The organism is Bacillus sp. YKCMOAS1 (assembly GCF_030268125.1).
Taxonomy (GTDB): domain Bacteria; phylum Bacillota; class Bacilli; order Bacillales; family Bacillaceae; genus Bacillus; species Bacillus safensis.
Genome location: NZ_BSEI01000005.1, coordinates 279,769 through 302,930, shown reverse-complemented (window position 1 = coordinate 302,930; position 23,162 = coordinate 279,769). Strand labels below are relative to the sequence as shown.

Here is a 23,162-nt window from a genome sequence, read left to right as displayed (position 1 = left end):
CCTTCCACAAAATTCCCTTATATTACATATATTATTACATACAGTAATTTACATAACACCGAAAAGAAACCGCAAAAAAGAACAAAAAAGAGAGACGAATTCGTCTCTCTGGTATGCCTTTTATTATTTGATGATACTCCAAATAAATCTTCTGCCCAAAGCTTACTAAAGGAAACTTGTTTTCATAGCAATTTGTTCTCCTTGATTTACTATAAGTGGATCTTTATTTTTTTCTAAAAATTTAGCAATTTGATTTAGATTTCCATTAATTTTATCGTTGATTGGCATATTGGGATTCAATAAGAGAACGTTGTTAATCGTAGAAGCTACTTCATAAAGATCATCTTCATCTTTTGTTTTTTCAATGTGATATTGCATCTTTTTAAAAAACCATTCAATTTCGTTCAAATCAACCATCGGGTAATATTGAATTTTATACAGATTACCTTCATCAAGGACGTCCAATTCAAATATGGCTTCAAGTTCTTCTTTACTTAAATGAACTTCAGAAAGTTCTTCACCTTCTGCTGCTTCCTCATCAACAGTGTACTCAGCTGTATAAAGCCCCTCAATGAATTCATCAAAGGAATCTGCTAATTTAAAATCTTCTTCCATCTCAACATCAAAATAATGAATTGCAGGATTCTCTTTCGTTTTTCGATAATCCATCGCTACCCAAGTATGGCCATCCCCGTTAATCAAAACAAGCCCTTCTGGCAGCTCCCACTCTTTTATTAAATAGGCACTATCCATAATCCCTTCATCTTCAGCAATTCCCAAAAGATGATTAAATTGAATATGATCCTCAGCCCATGAATTAGAGTGAGTGGTTGGAAAAGCATTATGAACTGTATAACCACCATTCTGTTCAAATATGAGCTTTTTGTATGTATCTGGCAAAGTGACTCCAAGTTTCTTTTCAGCCTTAGATATTTCTGCTTTGCTGATCTTTTTTAACGTATAGTAACCTTCCTCGTCTATTTCCCAAAAAGATTTCAAAGTTTTTTCCTCCTAGTGTCATTTAACAAAACTCTTTCACGAACATAAATTCTATCAAACTGTTTTGGTGGTGATTGTATGTCTGATCTCGAGAGAAAGATTTATCGAATTATTTATAATATGAGCCGCTTCCGTAAGAATCCAACAATAGATGATTTGAAAAGAAAAACAGGTAAAGACGAGAAGATCGTTAGGCAATCAGTCAAAAACCTCCCGCCAACTGAGAAACAATCTGGCGGATAAAGTTCGTCCCCAATCAAAAGAAACTGAACAAATATTCGTTTTTAAAAAACAAAAAACCCTTGCTACGCAAGGGTTTCAACGATGATTCCGACTGGGCTCGAACCAGCGACCTCTACCCTGTCAAGGTATACGATAAGTCTCCGGTAAGTCAGTCGGTAAGTCAAACGCTTAATAATACGGTATAAATCGTTCGCTCTCGTTCTGTTAACTCGTATTATACAGCGTAGCGCCTCTATACTGCAAGAAATATTTTCCTCCGTAGCTAGTTTACATCATAAAAAAGTGCCCCGCCCAATTAAGGACGAGGCTGCGTATGGAGTTACGCGCTTGTCTTACGATCTATCATTAACTGAAGGATATACGAAATCGCGATAAGTACCGCCGAATTAAATATAGGCGAAGTTATGTCTCTAACGATTTCCATTAATCGGATCGGCTTCGCAGTCTCGCCCTCCATTACGAACTGAGTCGCATTATAATGCATTGTACTTTCTATATTCGTTAATATACCTACCGCCAGCAATACCCACGCAAGAACGAATAGGACTTTCGGAAACACCTTAATCATGGAATTACCCCCCCTTATATGTATTAATTTATCATACGCTGTTCTTTATATCGGCATCAACGTAAATATGTAAACGGCCACGCAATATTAGTCGCAATGGCCGTCGATATCTTTAGTAGCTACTTCGATCTATTTCGTCCATTTGCCGTCTACTTACATGTGGTTCTACTAAACGACCGACAACTTCCGAATCCATAATCACGGTGCCGCTCCCTCTTGCTTTAAGCGTGTTATCCATCGACTGTAAAAGGCGTGTTACTTCGGAAGAAGCAAACGCGGTTCCATTGCCGATATTGGCTGTATGCCCAGCGTCAACCATACGGAAAAGATTCGCTTGCTGTGCTTCTGTCAAGACCATCTCGTTCCTTAATGCGCGGATATCAACTTCGCGGCTCATCGGATTGCCGAATTTGGACGCCATTCCGCCCGAGTGTAGCTTGCCGGCTGGTTTACCGACGATGCCTCCGACGTGATACGTGCCTTCGTTTCCGCGCCCACGGCTGACAGCTCGTTCAGTCTTACGGGTGACATCGTTAGTAAATATCGTGATGTATTTACTCAAGTCTTTGCCGAGTGCGTTATTCATTTTCTCCGCTTGGCTAGTGATATCGATAACTTTATTCTTCGTCTGATCTAACTGCGATAGTTCTTTTTCGATGGCTGCGAGTGATTCTCGATATTCAGCCGTCTTTTTATCCGCTTCAGTGGTGTTATTTACGAGATTAGCGCGCGCATCTTTCAATTTCATAATCTCTTTATCAAGAACGGCGACGCCTTGACCTTTCTTGGCGTTGAGACCGACTTGCTGAAGCGCTAGATCGACCTGCTTTTGCTTTACCTGGTCCAATTTTCCGAGTTCCTTTTGCGTTTCTCCGAGACTTTTGTTCTTCGCCTGTATCTGCTTCAATATCTCGGCATATTGATCTTGTTTCTTCTTCAGATTGAATTTTTCAAGTTCCACCTCATGCTGTGCCATCGAGATTTTTCCGGCATTACCTTCTTTCTCTGCACTCTGAAGTTCCATTTCTTTTTGAAGAATGAGGCTTTTTTGTTTAGCTAGGTCGTCTTCTAAGTCGTTTCTTTCACGTTTAAGTTTATTTATACCGGTTTGTAGCTCCGTAACCTTCGCCAAGTTTTGGTCTTCGTTTCGTTCAGCGATTGTTGCTTGTTTCTCTAGTTCTATGCTTAGTTCTTCGTATTTCTCCTTACTCAACGCTTTCATCGCCTCGGTGTTCTTCGCGATTGCATTCCCTTGCGCCGAGAAAGCCGCTTCTGTTTCCGGTGACTTCTTGATGATCTGATCGTTCAGTTGTAAGAACCGGTCGAACTCCTCATTCGTAAGCCCCGAGTTTTTACGGAGGTCGTCTTGTTCAGCGTTTAGCTTTTTAATCGCAGCCGAATCTTTTTCGTTAGCCAGCGCGTCCTTGTTGTCTAAGTAGCGCAGTAGTTCGTCGTTCGTCAGCTTCATTTTCGCCTGAAGTCCGTCGTACTCTTTGATCGTTTTGTTAATACCGTCGACTTCCTTTTGCTTCGCGTTTGCCGCTTCGAGACTGACGGTATTCATCGCTTTATAGCCCGCAGAAACTCCGACTAACAATCCGCCAAGTATCGATAGTCCAGTTATGACCCAACCAGCCGGTCCCATCGCTGCGAAAAGACCTCGCAACGCAAAGCCAAGTTTTATCGCAGAAGAAGCCGTAAGGGCGATCGCCGCCGACGTACCCGCCATTGCCAAGCCCGTCGCAACCACGCTAGGATTGATCGAACTGAAAGCCCGAACTAAATCGGCTCCAATATCGACTATTTTCCGTAGGTGCGGCAAGAACTCGTTCCCGAGCTTAATACCGAGCGTTTCGACTGCGCCGCTAAGTTCTTCAACTGATCCGAGGAAGTTGTCGAGCTTAACTTTAGATACCTCGGCCGCCGTTACCTTCGACATGGCCGCCGCCATATCTTCAACGCCTTTTGCGCCTTCTTTATAAAACACCGTTCCAGCACGAACCGCATCCGAACCGAATAGCGTCTGTAGTGAAGACTGCCGTTGCTGATCCGTAAGCCCCTTGAACGCGTTTTGTAGAATGCCGGAAATAGACGCCAAGTCTTTCAGCGAGCCGGCTTGGTCGAAGAACTTATTCGTTCCATCCGACGTTATGAGTCCGAGTTCCATCATTTCTTCCGTTTGCTGCTTCGTCTGCGGTTCTAGCCGCGATAGCATCGTTTTAAGCGACGTACCGGCATCCGAACCTTTGATTCCGTTCTGCGCAAATACCGCAAGCGCCGTCGCCGTGTCTTTAAACGACATTCCAATTCCGGACGCGACTGCCGATACCTGCGCCAAGCCGAATTTCATTTCGCCTACGTCCGTCGCCGATGCGTTGGCTGCGCCTGCGAGAATGTCGGCCGCTTCAGATACCGATAAGCTGTCCGCCTTGAACGCGTTAAGTGCCGTACTGGCAATTTCGGCCGCATCCGCAAGATTTAAGTTGCCCGCCGCTGCTAGATCGAGCGCGCCCGCTAAGCCTCCGTTTATGATGTCCTTCGTCGTTACGCCGGCCTTTACGAGTTCCTCGGTTGCCTGCGCCGTTTCGGTCGCACTAAAAGACGTCGATTCGCCCAGCTTGATTGCGAGGTCGGTCAACGTTTTCATCTCGCCTGCCGTGGCGCCCGATACCGCTTTGACTGCGCTCATTTGCTGCTCGAAGTTCGCCGCCGCTTTTGCAGACGCCCCGATGCCGACCACGACTGCGCCGCCGACCGCTAAGGCCGCTTTTTGTACGAGGCCCATTTGCGAGCTTAACGACTTGGCCGAATTGCCCATCTGTTGCATCTGCGCCTGGGCTTGCGAGACACTCGAAGAAAACTGAGAGGAATCGAGTTCAAGGCGTGCGACGATTTCGCCTACTGATACCGCACTCATGATTCATCGCCTCTAGCTTTAATTGCCCCTTCGAATAGTATTTCTAGGCCCTTTTGATCGAACTTATTTAATTCGTCTAAAGCGTCATTTATTGCGATAGCCTGCTCCTCGCTGAGTTCAAAATCCCCTTTAATCGCTTCATTCATAGCCCATAAAAAAACACCGACCGCTCTGCCGGTTGCTTCGGCTTCTTGGTCAGTGACGGTTAGTTTTAATTCACTCATTTAATGCGCACCCTCTCTTTATAGAAATAAAAAAGGACGCCCAAAGGCGCCCGCGAAGTCTATTCAGCATAAGTGGATAAGTATTCATCCGGTTTATTTACATATTTTGATGCTTCAAGACCAATTACATTTTTAATGTGAGTATGATGCATCCCATTGGTTAAAAGTAGCTCTGATTTTTTGGAAGACTCTACGCTCTCTAGCATCTCCATAGCTTCTTTGTGTTCACTTGTTAATGTTTTTGAATTTAGTTTGTCAACTGCGGATGATACTATTCCCTTATCAGCTCCAACCGAAAGCATCGTGTTTGTTAATGAAGAAAGTTCACTCTTAATTTGTTGCGCGAAAAATGGATCATCTACCTTATTGAAAAAATCTTTAATTTTCTGGTCAGCGATGGTCCCATTTGGAGCCAATGCAATATCCGATTTAAATTGTTCATACTCTCGATTGAACATTAAAGTTGTGTATGCATCCGGTTCTTTGACCGGCTCTAAAATGACTGCTTGTGCCTGCTTAATTAGCTTATCTTGCAGCGAAGAGACTTTTTTCTGTACCTCGCTATATTCCTTCATTAAAGCCCATGCAATGTCCTTTTGGAGTTTGGAGTATTTAGCGTCCTTCCCAGTTGTACTTAAATCCGAGTTCACTCTAATCTTTTCTCTTTCGTAATTGTAGACAGTAGCCGCATCAATAGCGATTTTCTGAGGCTTCTTCTTTAGCTCGCGTAATTCTTCAAATCCCTTTTTGATCTGTTCTAATTTTGTCATATGATGTTCCTCCTATTTTTACCGCTATTCGGCGGTTGTTAATTTTCCGATCATATCTTCAGCGCTCTTCATTTCCGGCAAGACGTACACTTCGTTGGCTCCTAAAAGGTGGGCGCTAGACACCGCGTTTTTAAGCAGCGCAAGAAAATCACGTTCACAATTAGTAGAACTAACGTAAATTTCGCCGTTTTTATTTGTAACTGCGAAGGCCCCGCGGTCAGTGTCTAGGTTAATATGAGCAGCACCGTCTTCAAAAAGATCGGCCATGTTGCCGTTTGCAGTTTCGCGAACATAATAAGACTCTGCGGCTCCATAATCGCCATAAAATTCGTTTACTTTTGAAACGCAGTACATCCGATCACCCCTTCGCATATATCAATTCTCCGCTTACATCTGCATAACGACAAGTCATGACGGCGCGGGAAATCCGTATGTCTTTTGATCCTTCTGTATCTCGATACATAATTTCGCCGGTCTCGGAATCTACGAGTAACACCTCGTCACTTTTAACGAAAACTATTACGATGATCGCCTCCTATAAAAATCAAACGAAATTAGCGTGTGTATTTATCTAACCATCCTAATACTGGCGTATTAGCTTTTGAAGGCTCATTTCGTGCGCTACCCGATATCAAATCGTCGTTTGGAACCCATTCGCCCCTCTTTACTCTTTCAGTTTTGTCATAAAACTCTAGCATCGGTTTCACAGTTGTTTCTGTGAGTTTTAACGAACTCAAAATACACTCCGAAAAACCTTCGCTTAACTCTTGTTCGCCTGACTCGATTCTCGAAACTGTGGCCGGTGAGGTGCGGGTAATTTTCGCGACGTCCTCCTGTGTTAAGCGAAATATCTTGCGGATTTTAAAAAGCGATTTTCTATCAAGCATGTTTTTGTCCCTCCATTATTGAAAAATTTTTTACATTAATAATAAGCACGACGAATAGACATCTTTGCACTTTGACGATGCTTGGATGCCTGCCAATTTAATTGAATAAGGCTTTAATCGCGGCCAGTGAATCCCCTTTACCCGCATAAATAACACGCGGATTAACAACGGTTTTTCGTTTCCTTCTGTCTCCGCTAATTTCAAAGAACCCAAAAACTGGTTTACCTTCATATTTAATTTTGTTCAAAGTATTTTTAAATTGACCTTGATCCTTGTACCCCAGAAGCGCGGCTAACTTATCTAATGGGATAGGTTTTACTAAGTCCTCATTTGATTCGCTTGGATTGAATGAAACGATATTGAATTTGAAGTTTACAAACGGCAAAATGGAATATATGATCGCAAGTTGTTTTACTGAGCGCCCACTGTACGCCTTGCAAAGATTCCTTACTGTAGCACGGAACATTCTTGTATGTTGCATTTCTTTCGTAAGTTGTCTGACGTCAGAATGCGCCCCGCGATAGAAAACACAAGGATTCATATAAATAACGTCATTTTCTTCACGAATAATGCGCTCTTCCTCTAACTTTTTATAGAAGTCTCTGAATTTACCGGCGCTCATTCCTACTAGATTATTTAATCCGCTTTTATTAATTGGCTTACCATTATCATATTTTAGCTGGCCGTCGCCCCATCCAGTGTATGTACCAATTAGCATTAAGCGTGCTAGGTCGGATCGGTTGAGCTTCGGGAAACTTTCTTCCATAGTAACTGCGTCATTGTAAAAAGCGGTAACAAAACCACCGTTTTCAGATTCATGCGCAGTAAGATCGTCTTTGATTTTTAGGTTACGAACCTGTTTACCGGACGTTTTCGTAACTACTTCTACTAGGTGAGAGACGTCCTTGCCATGTTTATTGAAGATTTGGCCGTCTTTTATCGTTGCTTCTGCTTTAATGCCGAAAATATCCTTCTTGACGCCTGCTGGTAGGCTCATCCATTGGCGCTGCTCTGCAACTCTATTCGTCAAATACGATCGCCTCCCTTAATTTTCGTAGTTCTTGAATTTTCTTTTCGTCTAAATTGAATGCAATCATAAGTCGATTCGCCAGTCGTTCGGTGAGGCTTCTTTCATGCCGCTCAATAAAGGCGATTAGCCGTCCTGAACAGCCTATTTTTTCCGCTAATTCAGCCTGGGTCAGTTCATTAGTTAATCTTAGAATTCGTACCAATTCCGGCGTCATTAAATCACCATCCTCTCATTTTTTTGTTCTATCTAGGAACATTTATAACAAATAAAAAAGAACCCAACGTTCTTGGGTTGTTCATTCTATAACGTAGTACAGCATTTTCATTATTCATACAAGCATCTTCATTATATAGGACACATATTCGTATATTTTATGGGTATAGACAATTACTGAATTTACTTCCTCACTTAATAGGATGCATATCTAGGTGTTTCACAAGTGAATTTTGCTCCTCTATAAAGTAAGGCGACATATTCGAAGCTGTTATACTCACCAACGACCCATTGGCCTGAATTATTTACGTCCTCATAAGACATAGATAACTACCGACGTATTATGTAGGGTATACGTCCTTCTACTACGTAAGACAGCGTATCGGCAGTATAGTCACCATACGTAATACTTGGTTTTTCGGGTCGTTTTTCCGGCTAATACTTGGTTTTTCGGGCCGCCTCCAAAAGTGGAGGAACACTTAGAGCTGCGCGGTTTTACGGCATTTTATAAAGTGCTGGTATATCTTAGTCAGAAGTCTAAATTTACATTATCGACGCAACAAGTAACACTAACATAAACCAAAGCAATTCGTTCGCTTACGCTTACTCTCGCAAATATCCCTTATCGCGATAGATGTATCTTTTAAATTAGGTATTTGCGCGAAGGGTTTTAACTGAGCGCTAGTCTTTTATCTCGTAAGTAATTTCGCCTTCTCGTACTTATCGGGGAATGCGATTAATACGTATGCTTATACGTCACCTTACCGTTAGTATGTTACGTTCATTTACGTCCTCATAAGACATAGATAACTAAGCGTATGTTTCACAAGTAAATTAACGTTGCTTAGGCGTTTATTTATCGTTTATATGTACGCTGTATTAACGCTATCCATTCCGTATGTATTTAAGTACAGCGACCTCGGCTACGCCTCGTCCGCAAATAATAAGCCGCCGTCCTTCTATATGTATTCTATTGCGTTATCTGCGGAACGGAGTGACGCTAGGTCTTTCCCTAAGAATAAGACAACGTTAACGCCTAAAAACGGCTGTATCCCACGTGGCTCTGAGCGCCAAGGCGGTTTTGACGTGTTCTGTTTTCGCCACACTGAAAGGCCGTTTGTTCTGTTTGCGCCACACTGAATCCGTGTATCACGAACATTACACGGCGGCCGAAGTACCCCCTTCTACACATGAACCCGTACCCTTCACCGAATGAAGCCTTAGCACTTCAAATAATGATGTTAACGGAATAGCCGTATATGGGTAGACGATACACGGTGCTCGAGATCCATCACGCAGTTTGCTCATAACTAAAATCACACGAAATTAAGCCGTTCAGGTCTTCCGAGTATACTAAGTCCCGACCGCTCCCAAAACGTCTAATTTCGTGCAATTTCACCGCTTTAAAGATACGGAACGAAGGCGCGTTCCAATTCAATCAGTTCACGATGCAACTTACTTCTTTCTTTATGGCGCTTGCTATTCTCGAAGCAAAGGTCGGACAACTTCTTCGCGTATTCAACCAAAACCGCGGCATCCTTTTCGCCGATCTGCGCACGTTTAGTGAAGGCGATTTCAAGACTCGTTTGCGCGAAAGTTACTTCGACGTCCGCCCACTGACTATAAAGACGCTCATATTCCACTTTGAGGCCGCGAAGAATGGTCGATCTAACTAATTCGCACGCGTTGCGGTTGCTCCCAGGTAGTTTTCCGATCTCATAAACGCCGATGATTGCGCCATTTGTTGCGATGATAAGACGCGTATTAGTCGGGTAGTGGTCGTAAACTGCTTCAGATCGGTTCGTTGAATCAAACGTATATACTTTGACGGCTTGGTGCGCGCGTCCGATTAGTTCGTTAGCTGCGTTCTCTTTCGATAGTCCAAAAATTCGTACTGCCTCTGCGATTGTTTTATTAGTTACATGAAAAATTTTTTTCATTTTTTCAACCTCTTATTTTCCTTGTCCATATTTACTTTCAAAATTTCCTGCAACAATTCAATAACAGTCATTTTCATGATTATATTTATATCAATAGGTAGATCCTCCGGAACATTAATCCCAGCTATTTCATGACTCTTGGAACCAATTTCAATAGCTCCATCTTCACGAACATAGGGTTTAATTAATTCAATAAAGCCACCCCCAGCACTGAAAACAATTCCATTTGCTAAATCTACAATCTCAACTGCTTCTACAAATATTTCCGGATCATACTCATCAGGATGAATAACAAAATCAATTATTTTCTTTTCATATTTATTTTCTTCAAATTTTAACTGCATTGATAACTCCCCTTTTCACATTCGTTACGCTAATGCGTACCACTAATACCTGAATTATATGGTACGCTTATACGTACAGTCAAGAGATTATTTTATTTAAGGAGACTAATTATGAAAATCGTTAAAGTTAAAATTGAGGAGATTTTAGAAAAGGAAAAATTATCTCTTAGAGCATTTGCAGATAAATGTGGAATTAGACACGCAGCGTTAAGCGAACTAATGAATGGAAAAAGGCAAAATATTAATTTTGGCCATATTGAAAAAATCGCGAATACGTTTGGTATTGAAGATATAAACAAAATTATTACTTTAGAAGAAGAATAAACACTTATTTTTAAAGAGGAGGTACTCATGTTAGATTTTAATTTATTTGCAAAACAAATCTCCAAACTGTCGGAAGAAAATGCTTTATCAAGCCCAAAAGTGATAGTATTAACTATCCTATTTATATGGCTTTTTAAATTCCTAAAAGGCAACAATGATAATATAACGAATTATCGGGATAATGAATTAAAAAACACAATGAATTGCTGTGCAGAGATTTTAAAAAATGCCGAATTAGCTTTATCTAATAAAATTAGTCGAGCAGAATTCTTTGGCATTGTAAATGATCAACTTCCATTAATGCGCCCAGAAACATTTAATCTTTTTGTAAAATTATTAAATGAAAATGGAAGAAGTATTAAAGAATTTAAGTCAACTGCTTTAAAGGAATTAACAAGCATAAAAACAAAAAAACATATCAGCGGAAAGTATTTTAGTAAAGTAGTGCGTTTTTTTGATAGTATCTTTTTAATCGCAATTCCATTTGTACAAACCACCATCGTCATACTTATTATATTTCTTACTATACACACTATAGTAAAAGAAAATAATTTATTCTTATTTTTATCCTTAAGTATTTACATATTTACAGAAATTCTTTTGCTAACAATATTACTTGACTATTCAGCTAAATTTTTAAATCTAATAATAAATATATTAATATTTTCTTTACCAATTCTTTTATATAGTTTTACAAATTTAAGCCCACTAACTTTTGTCGCCTTTGTATTATGCACTGCAATAAACATAGTAGTCCAAATAAAAATGTATAAATTAACTACTTAAAACCCTATTAATATCTTGCGTTTGTGAGGAAATCATTCTATAGAGACACCTCTCATAGTAAACCCAAGGAGGCCAGCAAATATGGATTTAAAATGTATTGATTGGATGAAAATTATACCTATTATAATTTCTGTAGTAGCTTTAGGTTTTTCTTATTTATCATTAAAAAATTCAAAAAAAGCAACTAAAATTTCGAACGATATCTTTAAACAGACAAAAAGAGAACAATCACCAGATTTAAAAATAATTCAAAATTTGTGGACAAAAAACCCTAGATTTGAGTTAATTAACGAAGCTAGTTCTAAATTGGACAATACCCCCTCACCTAGCTACCTAATGTTTATACCAAGTAAGCTCTACTATTTTGATGAAGGTGGTACCGTAAGAAATAGTTCTCTTATACTTTCAATAGTTCCTTATGATGAGGTAACAGAACAGATTGTTGGTAATCAGACTAAAGATAGTATAATTACTAGTTATCTTCCCCAGAATTTTTTTGGCAGAAAAGGAGAAAATGATATGATTCGTGGAAAAGTAATTGAATTAGAAAATTTCAAATTGAGACTAGATACTTTTCCATTTTTAGTTATAATAAGCAAGGTGAATTACAAGTATAATAAAGATGACTTCGAAAATGTTATTTTATCAACCCCACTCATCAACGAAAGAATTAATTCAAAAGATTTTGAGAGTGTGATTGATTATATAAAAGATAACCATAAGTACCTCACTGTAAAGGCAAAACGAAATAACAGCATTTATCGTACAGCTAACTCCAGCCTCCAAGACCATATTGATAATATTTTTATTAATAATACAAACGATCCTGAACTGCTAGGTATTTTAGGTGGAAAAGCAGGAGGTTATTCACATATATTAAAAAAAATCAACAAATTAATAACTCCTCAAGATCCTCTGAATTAATTTAATTCATCAAATCAGCCGTGTCCAAGCCTATCGTATTCTAAACGAAGCCGCCGAGCGCGCTGGAATCGCTAAAAAGATCGGCAACATCGGTACTCATACGTTGCGTAAGACGTTCGGCTACCGCTTGTATGAAATGGATATCGCAGTCGACCGGATCATGGCGATTCTCGGTCATTCATCCGAAAAAGATACGCTGAAATATATCGGCATCACAGCCGACGAGATTTCGGACGCATATGAGAGCATCGCGATTTAGTTCGTGGTGCTTTTTTATTCCGACGGATCTTTGTAGACTCGGTCGAGCGCATACGGTTCCGTTACAATTCCATACCCGCCTTTTTTGCGATTATTTGGTGCATTAGCGTACCCTTTCATCGCTGCTTCTAATTCAGCCAACGCTTTCGTCGCGTCCTTCGCTGCGCGCTGAACCGCTTTGAGCCCTTTGATAGCCTCCGAAACATCTACGTCTACCTTTACGTTTAAATTCCCGACTGATTCGCGTTTGTTTTCCGCCATTCACGTCATCCCCTTTGTCCGTTTTATTGCTGCGCATTTGAACGCAATCACAAAAAGACCTCCGGCGCTGACCGGAAGCCTCGTTCTGATTGCGTGAGTATGACGAAAGTCCATAACTTTTCAATTGATATATTCAGACAATTAGGTTAATATTGTAAATAGCTAGTAAATAATACCCGGAGAGGAAAATGTTAATGGCGCAAATAGAAGCAAACATTAATGACAGCAATGAGATGGTTCTTATCGAGAGTAGAACATTGAGAGATGAACATGTTTTCAAGGAAGAAGTCTTACTGAAAGTTAAAGCTATTCCGGAGCTTCCTGGTTCGATCGAGATCACAACGGATATGGCCGCTGCATATTACGACGTCCCTACTGCTACTATAAGAACAGCATTAGGAAGAAACAGGGAAGAATTCAATGAATATGGCGAAGTCCGCGTCTTAAAAGGAGCTTCTCTAAAGCAATTTAAGTCAGAGCTTCAGGATGAATCTCTGTTTAAAGGAGTAAATTCTCTTACCGTATTTAATCGAAGAGGTCTTTTACGGCTAGGAATGCTCCTTACAGATTCTGAAGTGGCAAAATCCGTCCGCCACTACCTATTAAATGTAGAACAAGGCAGTCCGAAAGAACTCGCAATATGGGCGGCTCAAAGAGAAATGACCCGCATTGAAAGGCGCCAATTAACAGATTCCATCAAAGAATTCTATCAAGGTACTTTAAAAAAAGGTTATGAATACTCCACATTTACGAACTTAGTTTACAAGACCATCTTTGATAAAAACGCTACCCAAATGAAAGAACTGTATGAACTCGAAAAAGGCGAGTCACTTCGCGACTCTTTGACAACTGAGGATTTAAAAAAAGTCGTTAATGTAGAGAAAACAATTGCAGTTCTTATCCAACTTGATAAAGATTATCAGGAAATCAAGGTTGAATTAGAGAAAAGCAAAGAGAAATTCCAATAGAATAATTTACCGCACTCTAATCACTTCGTTCTCGCAGTCTCTTACTAAATCACTTTAGTAACTAAGCTGAAACGAGGTGATTTTTTATTATGTCGACGACTACCTCACGGTGACATCAACGCCACTCAGCTGGCTGTTTTAGCGGTGTACTTGGTCGTGCTCAAAGTCTATCTGAGTCGTTGTGCCCTTAGTCATTTCTGCTATAGCCGTTATAGATTCCAATTTGTCCTCGAAAAGAACCGCTTCGACTACGACCGGCTTTTTGCGATACTTCGTCATCTATCCGTCCTCCTTAAAAATCACACGAAATTAGCGCTTTTCACCGTCCACCCTTACGAATACCCTAGTCGGCTACCAAAACGTCTAATTTCGTGCCTTTTACGTGTTAAAATCGTTATGCTAGTCCGTACCGTTCCCGCAATACTTTCATATCGGCGGCTATTTCCGCTTTTAATGCGTCGATTGATTCCGGTGACGAGCCGTCCGTAAGCCGTAATTGCTTCAGCGCTTCTATTTTCGTCCTTAACGCGCTGTTCGTGATCGCGGTCGGATAGTGCGTACCGCAGACGACACAGTCAAAGTACGTTTCGACGATGCCTTTTCGTACGGGCCGTTCTTTTAATACAACGGCGGTCCGTTGTTTGCAAGCGTCGCAGATGGCGAAAGTAGGTAGCGCGGTCATGGTCGATCCCTCCTACGTATCCGTCCTCTTAAAAAAGAATAAATACCGAGGTTATCCGGACATAACGGAATTTCTTGCGGCTGCGTTTCCGAACTTTTCGCAATAAGCCGATAGTTATTCGTTCCCCACGTAAGTCCGTTTGGATCTACGAAAATTTCCTGCTTAATTTCATAGCCGTCTAATTGCGTTAAGTCTTCCGGTCGCTCAACGCCTAAGAAGATGCGAACCATTTCGCTAGTTTCTCTCGTTAAATATTCGTTTTCCGCGATACGAATACAACCATCCGTGAATGAAGTCATCCTAGCGACCTCCTTTTCGCTCTTTTGTGATTCGCAAGTAAAGTACGCACTCTTTTTTCCGACTTTGTCAACGGACGATCTTTACGTAACCAAGACGAAAAAGCTTCTACTTCTGCGTCAGTTTCGAAATTAAGCCGTACTGGTTCGATTCTTTTCACGGCAGACCCTCCGTTTAATTTGCGTATTAACCCTCCACCTGCTCCGAACATCTTCGGATAGCCACGACCGCGCGAATCGCAGCAAGTAGACGGTTAACACCCCGAGTTTAAAAAATTGTGCGTAAGTTTTGTTCGTCAGATCCGGCGTTTTTGGCCGGGGCGCTTGGGGGCGGGCGGATCTTTCCTACGTTTCATCGCGAAAATTAATAAAACATACATGAAAACGCATAACGAACGTAACAGAATCACCTTTAGTTACATTCGCGAACGTACGAAAGCATTGATATGATAACGTTTGTCACGTTCCTATCTTCGCAATGACTACTATTGTTTTTATGCAACGTATAAACCGCGCCACTCCGGTATACTCCCCGATGCCCTATGCCGGCCCGACTGTATAAGATCATGCATAAACGGATTGCGTTTCGTATGTTACAAGTCGATACGTAACACACACCGTTAAGGCGTCTTACCTTCGTAACCTATCGTCACATAAACGTTGATAGGACACGGCTTAACGCCTCTTCATGCCGCAGTGTACCGACCATTACGCTCAGCCCCTACATTCTATATACGGTAACATGGTGCAACACCCCCTGAGTTTTAGGCGGCTTTATCCACGAGCGGCGTCTGCTTGATGTTTTATATCTCGATAGCCTCGTAAGCTGCGTCGATTTCATCCGCAGTTATGCCGATATACTTTAACGTCTGAGCCTCTGAACTATGGCCGAATACTTTCATAATCCGCGTAATGTTTATACCTTTTGAATAAAGCTGATACCCGAATGTTTTACGTAGTGTGTGCGTCCCTATATCGATATTTATTCCGGCTCTTACGGCTGCCGCATTTAAGACACGGTAGGCTTGAACGCGACTGATCGGTTTATTTACACCTTTGCGCGACTGAAATACATACGAATCGTCGTCTCCGTCTAACTTCTGCGCCAGCTTAACAACCGTAGATGACAACTTGATATCGCGAGTCTTTCCCGTCTTACCTTCCTTGATAGTTAAATGCGACTGCCCTCGAAGATCACCGACTCTTATCGTTAGCAAGTCAGATATACGGAGGCCCAACGATACGCCTAGTACGAACATAACTAGATCGCGTCCGTGAAGTGCCTTCTTCATTCGTTCTATATCTCGTTTATTTTTGATTGCGTCAACTGTATTCGCCATTCTCATGCGCCCCTTTCGATTTCCATGCGGTAAAGATTATCGAACAGATTCGTTAATATTCCGCTATAATATCCGACAATGTTTCGTATATGCTTACGCTTAATGCCGATAAAAGCGATACGAAGCGCATTCAAGCCGATTTCATCTAGCAAAGACTTATCATATACGGATTTAAGGGCGGATGTCTGCGCTAAGTACACGCCGTATAGACGGCTTGTTAGACGCCGATCAGTTACAAAGCAATCAATGACATTTCTGAACGCAGCATACGTATTACTTAGTAAATTATTTTTGTTTTTAAGAATAACGGCTTCGTCTTCGGATTTTGGGCGATCCGCCTTAGTCTCCGTAGGCTTGGTCGCATCTTGGCGGAGTTGCATTTGCGCAGTGGCACTAGAAGGCGCAGGCGCTAGGATAACGTACATATTTGCGCCGTTTCCTCCGCTAACAGGGCGGTATTTTATTTCTTTACGAATAATGCCGAGAGTTTCTAGGCGCTTGATCGCGCGTATAATTGTAGTACGGTGCTTTCCGATAAGTGACGCTATGGAATTGATCTTCAGCCACGCAACGCCTGGCGTTTTGACTGCGTGACGCGATAGCACCTTCAAGACGTCTATTGCTGACGGTGATAGGTTGGATTTATTGCGGTAGATGTGCGTGCGGATAGCGCCGTTCAGCTCGTCAATTGAGCGGAATTGGGCCATTTTTGCTGATTCTTTCGTATACATGTTCGTCTCTCCCTTTGAGAGAACGCAGACCATTTTGAAATTAAGGCGCACTTAAATAAGCGTTTGACTCGTACGCTTTTTTCCGATATAATGGAAGCAGGATAGGGCGTTCCACTTACCGGATTTTATTCGGTTAGTGAGCGTTCTTTTTTTGTGTTTTATATAAGTATTTTTCTCGACTTTGCTTGCGCTTTTATGACCGAGTTCATAACGGTATTCTTCGCGTGTGCTTTTTTGATAGAATCATCGGATACATGCGTATATCTTTGAATCATCCGCAAGTCTAAATGACCAAGAAGTTTTTGTAGCATTCGACTATCTCCGCCATTTTCTAAAAATCGAGTAGCCGCTGTATGCCGGAATAAGTGTGGATGTAAGCGTTTATCTATACGGGCTTCTTTTGCATATTCTACAAGTCTCTTTCTAAAATGATCCCGCCCCAAGCGCTCTCCATAGTTTGTAAGGAATACATAATCACTGTCGAACTCTTCAATCTCCTCAATAAGTTCACGTACCAATCGCATCGTGGAAGGCAGTAGCGGCAAGAAGCGCGATTTTCTATTCTTTGCTATAGCGCCTCTAATCACCAAAACATTCGTATTAAAATCGAAGTCACTTTTTTTGACGTGAGTTACTTCCCCTATACGCATCATCCCGTCTAGTAAAACATTCATTAACACATAATCTCGGAAACCTACGTAACTTTCACGACTGGGCGCCTTCAGTAATCTACCGAGTTCGTCCGGTTCTAGTACGACAATAGGCTCTTCGATTTCCTTTACGTTTTTGATTCCTTTCATAACGTTTTCAAATACGATTCCTTCACTTTTCAACGTACTATACATGACACGCAACGTCTTTAGTCTCGTATTAATTGTACTATCCGCGAGCCCGACCTTTCTGTTCTCATCCGGTATGTACTCGTTTCCTTTAAATTGCCGCCAATTCAGTCGCATAAAATTTATGTAATGCCGTATCAAATCACGATCAATTTCTTTATTAGAATGCGGTATTCCAAATTCGTCTAAAAACGTTATTAACGACTTAAAATTATTGCGATACTGCTGCAAAGTACCAGGCGCACGCCCCTCGGCTTCTTTTATCGTCATAAACGTTTCGAACAGTACGGATAAGTCATCGGAATGACGTGCGCCCCTCTTGCGTTTGTTTTTAACTTTCTTTCCGCTACGAATATTAACCATTAAAAAAACGACCCCCTTTCTTTTCAGAACGAGAGTCGATAACGTGGGGAACTACCCTGTGTAAAAATTACGGGTAAGTCACCGATAAGTCAGCGCAAATAAAAAAGCGGCAGAAATACCGTTATAATAACGATTTTCTACCGCAAGGGTTTCAACGATGATTCCGACTGGGCTCGAACCAGCGACCTCTACCCTGTCAAGGTAGCGCTCTCCCAGCTGAGCTACGGAATCGGGTTATGTATCAGTTCTGGGCTTTCTGTTACTGACAGTCTCTATTATATAACCATAATAATAAAGCGTCAATGGTTTTGTTTAAAAAAGGTCAAAAAGCCGGCGGCTGTGCCGGCTTTTTTCTCTCCTTCTTTATGATTGGTTCACAAGGACGGGCTTTAGTTGATCAAGTGCTTGTTTGAAGTCGCGTTTGAGGTCTTCTCCGTTTTCAACACCTACACTTAAACGAAGCAACCCATCTGTAATCCCTCTTTTTTCTCTTTCTTCTTTTGGCATAGCTGCATGTGACATTTTGGCTGGATATGACAGAATCGATTCGACTGCGCCGAGGCTGACGGCGAATACAGGTAATGTGACGGCATCCACCAATTCTTTGACTGCCGCTTGGTTTTCTAGTTCAAATGAGAGAACAGCCCCTGCTCCGCTTGCCTGCTTTCGCTGAATATCTGCACCCGGGTGATCATCTAAGCCTGGGTAGTATACTTTTTTGACCGCAGGATGTTCTTTAAGAAATGAAGCTAGCTCGAAGGCCGTTTGACTAGCTTTCTCTAATCTGACCTGAAGGGTTTTTAACCCTCTTAACACGAGCCAGCAATCCTGCACGCCAAGGACCGCACCGAAGGAGTTTTGCAGTGAATAGAGTTCCTCTCCCAGCTTCTCATCTTTTACCACAGCTAAGCCTGACAGCACATCACTGTGGCCGCTTAAAAATTTCGTTGCGCTGTGCAGAACAACATCCACACCAAGGTCCAGCGGACGCTGAAGGGCAGGCGTTAAAAACGTATTATCTAAGAAAGTCAAACAGTCATGCTCTTTCGCAATCTGTACGACACCTTCAATATCTGTAATGCCTAGTGTTGGATTTGACGGTGTTTCCATGTAAATGACCTTTGTATTTGATTGAATGCCTCTTTTGACTTCATTCAAATCCGTCATATCCACAAAGGTATGCTCAATTCCAAATCTCGACAGAACTTGAGTGATCATTCGGAAAGTCCCGCCATACACATCTCTTGTGACAAGCACGTGATCTCCCTTTGATAAGAGAAGAAAAGCGGTCGAAATGGCTGCCATGCCTGATGCAAAGGCAAGCCCTCTCGTTCCTCCTTCTAGCGCCGCAATCGTATCCTCTAATGCTTGACGTGTCGGAGTGCCTGATCTCGAGTAGTCATATTGACCAAATTCATCGAAGCTGCTTTGATGAAAGGTGGATGCATGCTGAATCGGTACACTGACTGCACCTGTTGAACGGTCGGTTTTAAACGCATTATGAACGAGTTGTGTTTCGAGTGTCCAATCGTGTGTGGTCATTTGGCGTGTACCTCCTCTTTTACTTGTGATAGTGCCTGTTTCAAATCTGCTTTCAGGTCATCTACATGCTCGATGCCAACAGAGAAACGGAGCAGCTTGTTACATACACCGTTTGCAATGCGAATTTCTTCTGGGATATCCATGTGCGTTTGCGTTGCAGGATACGTAATGAAGCTTTCGACTCCGCCAAGGCTTTCAGCAAAACAAATCGTTTTTAGCTGCTTTAAAAATGGATTGACCCAGTCCTCTTTGGCTACTCGAAATGACAGCATGCCTCCCTTTCCTGGATAAAGGACATCTTGAATTTCTGGCTGCTTTTCTAAAAACTGTGCCAGCTCCTTCGCATTTGCCTCGTGCTGGCGCATTCTAAGAGCCAGTGTTTTCATTCCTCTCATTAAAAGCCATGAGTCAAATGGTGATAGAACCGCTCCAATCGCGTTTTGATGCTGGAACATGTCTTCAGACAGTTGCTCTCCTTTTGTCACCACAAGCCCTGCAAGAACATCATTATGTCCGCCTAAATATTTGGTTGCGCTATGAATGACAATGTCTGCTCCAAGCGTAATCGGCTTTTGCAAGACTGGTGTGTAAAAGGTATTATCGACAATGACCAAAGCGCCATGCTCTTTTGCAATCTTCGCTATTTTTTGAATATCTGCTTCCTGCATCAATGGATTTGTCGGTGTCTCAATAAAGACCGCTTTTGTGTTTGGCGTAATTTTAGAGCGTAAACAGTCTTCATCTGCAAAATCATCATAAAGAAAACGTAAGCCGTACTTTTTCCATTCGTTTTCAAACAAACGGTATGTACCGCCATATAGGTCTGATGAGACGATGAGTTCATCTCCGCTTTCAAATAGAGCCATGATCGTTTGAATCGCCGCCATTCCCGAACTGAAGGCAAAACCGGCCGTCCCTTCTTCGAGTGAAGCAATTGCATCCTCTACGAGCTGTCTTGTTGGGTTTTTCGTTCGAATGTAATCAAATCCTGTAGATTCCCCGATACCTCTATGTCTGTATGCTGTCGAAAGGTAAACGGGAGGACTGACAGTGCCAGTCACCTCTTCGCTACGGTTTCCAATCTGCGCTAATTTCGTTTCCACATGTTCTGTCATTTGACACCATCCTAAGTAAAAATCTGATTTCAAAACAGAAAACCCCTTCTTCATAAGAAGAAGGGGTTTAATCGCTTCCTCTTATCTTCCAAGCAAAAAAGCTGCTTGCTGGATTTAGCACCTTGGTACATCACATGAAGTGATGCATACCGGTTGCTGAGGTTTCAAAGGGCCAGTCCCTCCACCTCTCACGATAAGAATGTGTTGTCTGTCTGTTCTAATTCTTAATACTGTAACCCATTAAATCTCATTTTTCAAGGGGAAATGTCATGATTAATTAAAATTTTCTGTATTTTATAACAGAATCGATGTTATACGGTTTGATTGCATGTTAGCATATAGGAACAACGCTGTTTTTCGTGTTACAATGAATGGAAACGTTTCACTTTATGATGAATTTGGTTAGCTGGAGGAATGGATTATGGTGAAGAAAACAGGAATCATTCAAGAAGAAACCTTACAGTCAAAAGAACTTGGGGCGGACATGACCATTTTGATCTATTTGCCAGTCAATTACTCCCCCCTTTATACATATCATGTCATCATTGCCCAGGATGGTCATGATTATTTCCGCCTAGGCAAAATAGGCAGACAGGCAGAAGAATTGATGCAGAACAAAGAAATGGAACGCTCGATTATCATTGGTGTCCCTTATGAAAATGTTACGGAAAGACGGAACACGTATCATCCAGACGGCACAAAGTTTGAAGCGTATAAACGCTTTTTAGCCAATGAACTGGTTCCTTATATTGATGAACACTATCCAACCTATCAAATTGGATCAGGACGTACGTTTATTGGTGATTCACTGGGTGCGACGATTTCCCTCATGACAGCCATTGATTATCCTTCTTTATTTGGCGGGCTGATTTTGCAGTCCCCTTATGTTGACGAGTCGGTTCTAGAAGCCGTCAAACAGTCGACAGCCCTTTCTCATTATGCGATTATCCATCAAATTGGGCTGGAGGAAACCGCTGTGAAAACAACAGATGGCCAGGTGCTTGATTTTGTTCAGCCGAATGATGATTTAAAGGGCCTTCTTGAACAATCTGGAGCGGATTATTTATTTGAGACATTCGAAGGGGATCATAAATGGACGTTTTGGCAGCCGCTCATTGCGCCTTCGTTAAAAAGAATGCTCCCATATTCGTTAATCAACTGAATTTTGTTATAATAAACAATAATAAATACTTTCTTATTCAGGAGGGAACATGATGAAATACGGAGTTGTTATATTTCCATCGAAAAAATTGCAAGATATTGCGAACTCTTACCGGAAGCGTTATGATCCGAACTATGCACTCATACCGCCTCATTTAACATTAAGAACACCTTTTGAATTAACGGATCTAGAAGCGGCTGAGGTCGTCTCAACGTTAAGAGATTATGCAAAAAATGCTTCTCCTATTACGTTACGTATTAAAAAATTCAGTTCATTCGCTCCTGTAAACAACGTCATTTATATGAAAGTAGAACCGAACGAGGACATCATGGCGCTCAATGAAAGATTGTACGCAGAGCCACTGGCTGGTACACCTGAATATGCCTTTGTTCCGCATGTCACAGTGGCTCAAAAACTATCAGATGATGAGCATTCAGACGTACTTGGCACATTAAAGCTGAGAAAGATTGACCATGAAGAAACAGTGGATCGCTTCCACCTTTTATATCAATTAGAAAACGGATCTTGGACCGTCTATGAAACATTTATTTTAGGAGAAGAGGGTTAAAGACATTTGAAAACAGTCATCGCAACAGAACAAACACAACGAGAAGATGCATATTACGTTCGAAAAGAAGTATTCGTCAAAGAACAAGAAGTTCCAGTAGAGATCGAAATAGATGAACTAGAGGACAAAGCCACCCATTTTGTCATTTACAATGATGACAAAAAGCCTCAGGCGGCCGCTAGACTGCGGATCATTGAGGGATCAAAGGCAAAGCTAGAAAGAATTTGTGTGTTAAAAGAGGCGCGCTCCTTCGGCCTTGGCCTTAAGCTATTAGAGGCGTTAGAAACAGAAGCAATTGCTAATGGAGCAAAAGAAGCGGTGATGCATGCCCAAGTCCATGCGCTTCCTTTCTACGAAAAGAAAGGCTACAAAGCGGTTTCTGAACCGTTTGAAGAAGCGGGAATCACCCATGTCAAAATGACAAAAACACTGTCTGTTTGACCAAAAGAAAAGCCAGAGCATTCAAGATGCCCTGGCTTTTTCTTTTTCATTATCGTTCGCCAATGGAAGAAAGCGCAATCATTTATATATACGTATTGATATGAACGCCTTTTCCTTCCTCCATAAACATATCTCGTACAAAGCGTTCCCGCTTTTTTTGCTGTACTTTCGTTTCCGCTTCTGTCACTAAGTCCTCTTTTTTCTCCAGCTCTCTGTAAATCTTGTCATGAAAGGTGCGAGTAACCTTTGTTACTTTCGCGTAGTCTTCTTTATCCTGAGGAGCTGGACGATTGATATATTGAAAATACAGATCCGGCTGAATCGGGGCTATATATCCCATCAAGAACGCCTCCTTTGCTTCTCTCTTACTCTACTATTCCCTAATTATGACTGTTTGAAACACGCCTCATTTGATATGATTAGATGT

29 protein-coding genes, 1 tRNA gene and 1 riboswitch are annotated in these 23,162 nt (G+C 41.6%); of the genes, 9 read left to right on the top strand and 21 right to left on the bottom strand.

The genetic code is table 11. The annotated features are described in order from the left end of the window. Positions 1–165 precede the first annotated feature (165 nt). Positions 166–999 carry an SMI1/KNR4 family protein gene (locus QSJ46_RS16490; RefSeq protein WP_285605024.1) on the bottom strand — a complete coding sequence of 278 codons (834 nt, stop codon included), beginning with the start codon at positions 997–999 and terminating at the stop codon, positions 166–168. 78 nt (positions 1,000–1,077) lie between these two features. Between QSJ46_RS16490 and QSJ46_RS16485 the strand changes: the two genes are divergently transcribed. Continuing rightward, entirely contained in the window at positions 1,078–1,242 is a 165-nt protein-coding gene (locus QSJ46_RS16485; RefSeq protein ID WP_251180652.1) for a hypothetical protein, read from the top strand. 680 nt (positions 1,243–1,922) lie between these two features. Here the strand turns inward: QSJ46_RS16485 and QSJ46_RS16480 are convergent. From QSJ46_RS16480 to QSJ46_RS16440, 9 genes are all read right to left on the bottom strand, one after another. Next, entirely contained in the window at positions 1,923–4,727 is a 2,805-nt protein-coding gene (locus tag QSJ46_RS16480) for a phage tail tape measure protein (protein WP_285605023.1), read from the bottom strand. Beyond that, entirely contained in the window at positions 4,724–4,951 is a 228-nt protein-coding gene (locus QSJ46_RS16475; RefSeq protein WP_285605022.1) for a hypothetical protein, read from the bottom strand. The genes QSJ46_RS16480 and QSJ46_RS16475 overlap by 4 nt, the downstream gene beginning before the upstream one ends. A 59-nt stretch (positions 4,952–5,010) precedes the next feature. After that, complete coding sequence (locus QSJ46_RS16470) at positions 5,011–5,721, bottom strand: hypothetical protein (protein ID WP_285605021.1); 711 nt, start codon at positions 5,719–5,721, stop codon at positions 5,011–5,013. Positions 5,722–5,745: 24 nt separating this feature from the next. Continuing rightward, positions 5,746–6,075: a hypothetical protein gene (locus tag QSJ46_RS16465; protein WP_285605020.1), complete on the bottom strand. Its 330-nt coding sequence runs from the start codon at positions 6,073–6,075 to the stop codon at positions 5,746–5,748. 200 nt (positions 6,076–6,275) lie between these two features. After that, positions 6,276–6,608, bottom strand: a complete 333-nt coding sequence (locus QSJ46_RS16460) for a helix-turn-helix domain-containing protein (RefSeq protein ID WP_285605019.1) — start codon at positions 6,606–6,608, stop codon at positions 6,276–6,278. Between the two features lie 97 nt (positions 6,609–6,705). Next, the gene (locus QSJ46_RS16455; RefSeq protein ID WP_285605018.1) at positions 6,706–7,638 is read right to left on the bottom strand and encodes a hypothetical protein; all 933 of its coding nucleotides are present in this window, start codon (positions 7,636–7,638) and stop codon (positions 6,706–6,708) included. Continuing rightward, positions 7,628–7,852 (bottom strand): helix-turn-helix transcriptional regulator, encoded by a 225-nt coding sequence (locus QSJ46_RS16450; protein ID WP_283931026.1) that lies wholly within the window; start codon positions 7,850–7,852, stop codon positions 7,628–7,630. Before QSJ46_RS16450 ends, QSJ46_RS16455 begins: the two co-directional genes overlap by 11 nt. A 1,402-nt stretch (positions 7,853–9,254) precedes the next feature. Then, positions 9,255–9,791, bottom strand: a complete 537-nt coding sequence (locus QSJ46_RS16445; RefSeq protein ID WP_285605017.1) for a hypothetical protein — start codon at positions 9,789–9,791, stop codon at positions 9,255–9,257. Continuing rightward, entirely contained in the window at positions 9,788–10,135 is a 348-nt protein-coding gene (locus tag QSJ46_RS16440) for a hypothetical protein (RefSeq protein WP_024427154.1), read from the bottom strand. The genes QSJ46_RS16445 and QSJ46_RS16440 overlap by 4 nt, the downstream gene beginning before the upstream one ends. A 111-nt stretch (positions 10,136–10,246) precedes the next feature. Between QSJ46_RS16440 and QSJ46_RS16435 the strand changes: the two genes are divergently transcribed. The 4 genes from QSJ46_RS16435 (at position 10,247) to QSJ46_RS16420 (ending at position 12,428) form a co-directional block, all read left to right on the top strand. Then, the gene (locus tag QSJ46_RS16435) at positions 10,247–10,459 is read left to right on the top strand and encodes a helix-turn-helix domain-containing protein (RefSeq protein WP_198527735.1); all 213 of its coding nucleotides are present in this window, start codon (positions 10,247–10,249) and stop codon (positions 10,457–10,459) included. 27 nt (positions 10,460–10,486) lie between these two features. Then, positions 10,487–11,245: a hypothetical protein gene (locus QSJ46_RS16430; RefSeq protein WP_024427156.1), complete on the top strand. Its 759-nt coding sequence runs from the start codon at positions 10,487–10,489 to the stop codon at positions 11,243–11,245. A gap of 81 nt (positions 11,246–11,326) precedes the next feature. Beyond that, on the top strand, positions 11,327–12,169 hold the full coding sequence (locus QSJ46_RS16425; RefSeq protein ID WP_285605016.1) for a hypothetical protein: 843 nt from the start codon (positions 11,327–11,329) through the stop codon (positions 12,167–12,169). Then, complete coding sequence (locus QSJ46_RS16420) at positions 12,165–12,428, top strand: tyrosine-type recombinase/integrase (RefSeq protein ID WP_352230654.1); 264 nt, start codon at positions 12,165–12,167, stop codon at positions 12,426–12,428. Before QSJ46_RS16425 ends, QSJ46_RS16420 begins: the two co-directional genes overlap by 5 nt. Before the next feature lie 14 nt (positions 12,429–12,442). On the opposite strand, the gene QSJ46_RS16415 is transcribed toward QSJ46_RS16420, so the two are convergent. Next, a complete protein-coding gene (locus QSJ46_RS16415) occupies positions 12,443–12,688 on the bottom strand; it encodes a hypothetical protein (RefSeq protein WP_285605015.1) in 246 nt (81 codons plus the stop codon). Positions 12,689–12,882: 194 nt separating this feature from the next. Here QSJ46_RS16415 and QSJ46_RS16410 point away from each other — a divergent pair, with 194 nt between their 5' ends. Beyond that, complete coding sequence (locus QSJ46_RS16410; protein WP_285605014.1) at positions 12,883–13,656, top strand: hypothetical protein; 774 nt, start codon at positions 12,883–12,885, stop codon at positions 13,654–13,656. Positions 13,657–13,794: 138 nt separating this feature from the next. Here the strand turns inward: QSJ46_RS16410 and QSJ46_RS16405 are convergent, their stop codons facing one another. The 9 genes from QSJ46_RS16405 to QSJ46_RS16365 form a co-directional block, all read right to left on the bottom strand. Further along, on the bottom strand, positions 13,795–13,935 hold the full coding sequence (locus QSJ46_RS16405; RefSeq protein ID WP_285605013.1) for a hypothetical protein: 141 nt from the start codon (positions 13,933–13,935) through the stop codon (positions 13,795–13,797). Between the two features lie 115 nt (positions 13,936–14,050). After that, entirely contained in the window at positions 14,051–14,338 is a 288-nt protein-coding gene (locus QSJ46_RS16400) for a hypothetical protein (protein WP_285605012.1), read from the bottom strand. Further along, positions 14,335–14,637, bottom strand: a complete 303-nt coding sequence (locus QSJ46_RS16395; protein WP_285605011.1) for a hypothetical protein — start codon at positions 14,635–14,637, stop codon at positions 14,335–14,337. Before QSJ46_RS16395 ends, QSJ46_RS16400 begins: the two co-directional genes overlap by 4 nt. 800 nt (positions 14,638–15,437) lie before the next feature. Further along, on the bottom strand, positions 15,438–15,974 hold the full coding sequence (locus QSJ46_RS16390; protein WP_285605010.1) for a site-specific integrase: 537 nt from the start codon (positions 15,972–15,974) through the stop codon (positions 15,438–15,440). Between the two features lie 2 nt (positions 15,975–15,976). Continuing rightward, on the bottom strand, positions 15,977–16,705 hold the full coding sequence (locus QSJ46_RS16385) for a helix-turn-helix domain-containing protein (RefSeq protein ID WP_285605009.1): 729 nt from the start codon (positions 16,703–16,705) through the stop codon (positions 15,977–15,979). A gap of 158 nt (positions 16,706–16,863) precedes the next feature. Then, positions 16,864–17,907: a tyrosine-type recombinase/integrase gene (locus tag QSJ46_RS16380; protein ID WP_285605008.1), complete on the bottom strand. Its 1,044-nt coding sequence runs from the start codon at positions 17,905–17,907 to the stop codon at positions 16,864–16,866. Between the two features lie 158 nt (positions 17,908–18,065). Then, positions 18,066–18,138 (bottom strand) — tRNA-Val (locus tag QSJ46_RS16375). Between the two features lie 132 nt (positions 18,139–18,270). Beyond that, entirely contained in the window at positions 18,271–19,449 is a 1,179-nt protein-coding gene (metC, locus tag QSJ46_RS16370) for a cystathionine beta-lyase (RefSeq protein ID WP_039177864.1), read from the bottom strand. Further along, entirely contained in the window at positions 19,446–20,564 is a 1,119-nt protein-coding gene (locus QSJ46_RS16365; protein ID WP_058838862.1) for a methionine biosynthesis PLP-dependent protein, read from the bottom strand. Before QSJ46_RS16365 ends, metC begins: the two co-directional genes overlap by 4 nt. Before the next feature lie 78 nt (positions 20,565–20,642). After that, positions 20,643–20,764, bottom strand: a riboswitch (SAM riboswitch). Between the two features lie 221 nt (positions 20,765–20,985). Here QSJ46_RS16365 and QSJ46_RS16360 point away from each other — a divergent pair. From QSJ46_RS16360 to QSJ46_RS16350, 3 genes are read left to right on the top strand one after another with little or no spacing between them, the layout of a single operon-like run. Beyond that, positions 20,986–21,726: an alpha/beta hydrolase gene (locus QSJ46_RS16360; protein WP_285605007.1), complete on the top strand. Its 741-nt coding sequence runs from the start codon at positions 20,986–20,988 to the stop codon at positions 21,724–21,726. Between the two features lie 52 nt (positions 21,727–21,778). Next, a complete protein-coding gene (locus tag QSJ46_RS16355; protein ID WP_039177859.1) occupies positions 21,779–22,294 on the top strand; it encodes a YjcG family protein in 516 nt (171 codons plus the stop codon). Between the two features lie 6 nt (positions 22,295–22,300). Next, on the top strand, positions 22,301–22,735 hold the full coding sequence (locus QSJ46_RS16350; protein ID WP_039177857.1) for a GNAT family N-acetyltransferase: 435 nt from the start codon (positions 22,301–22,303) through the stop codon (positions 22,733–22,735). An 82-nt stretch (positions 22,736–22,817) separates the two neighbouring features. On the opposite strand, the gene QSJ46_RS16345 is transcribed toward QSJ46_RS16350, so the two are convergent. After that, positions 22,818–23,075, bottom strand: coding sequence for a hypothetical protein (locus tag QSJ46_RS16345; protein ID WP_003210759.1), 258 nt, complete (start codon positions 23,073–23,075; stop codon positions 22,818–22,820). Between the last annotated feature and the right edge of the window lie 87 nt (positions 23,076–23,162).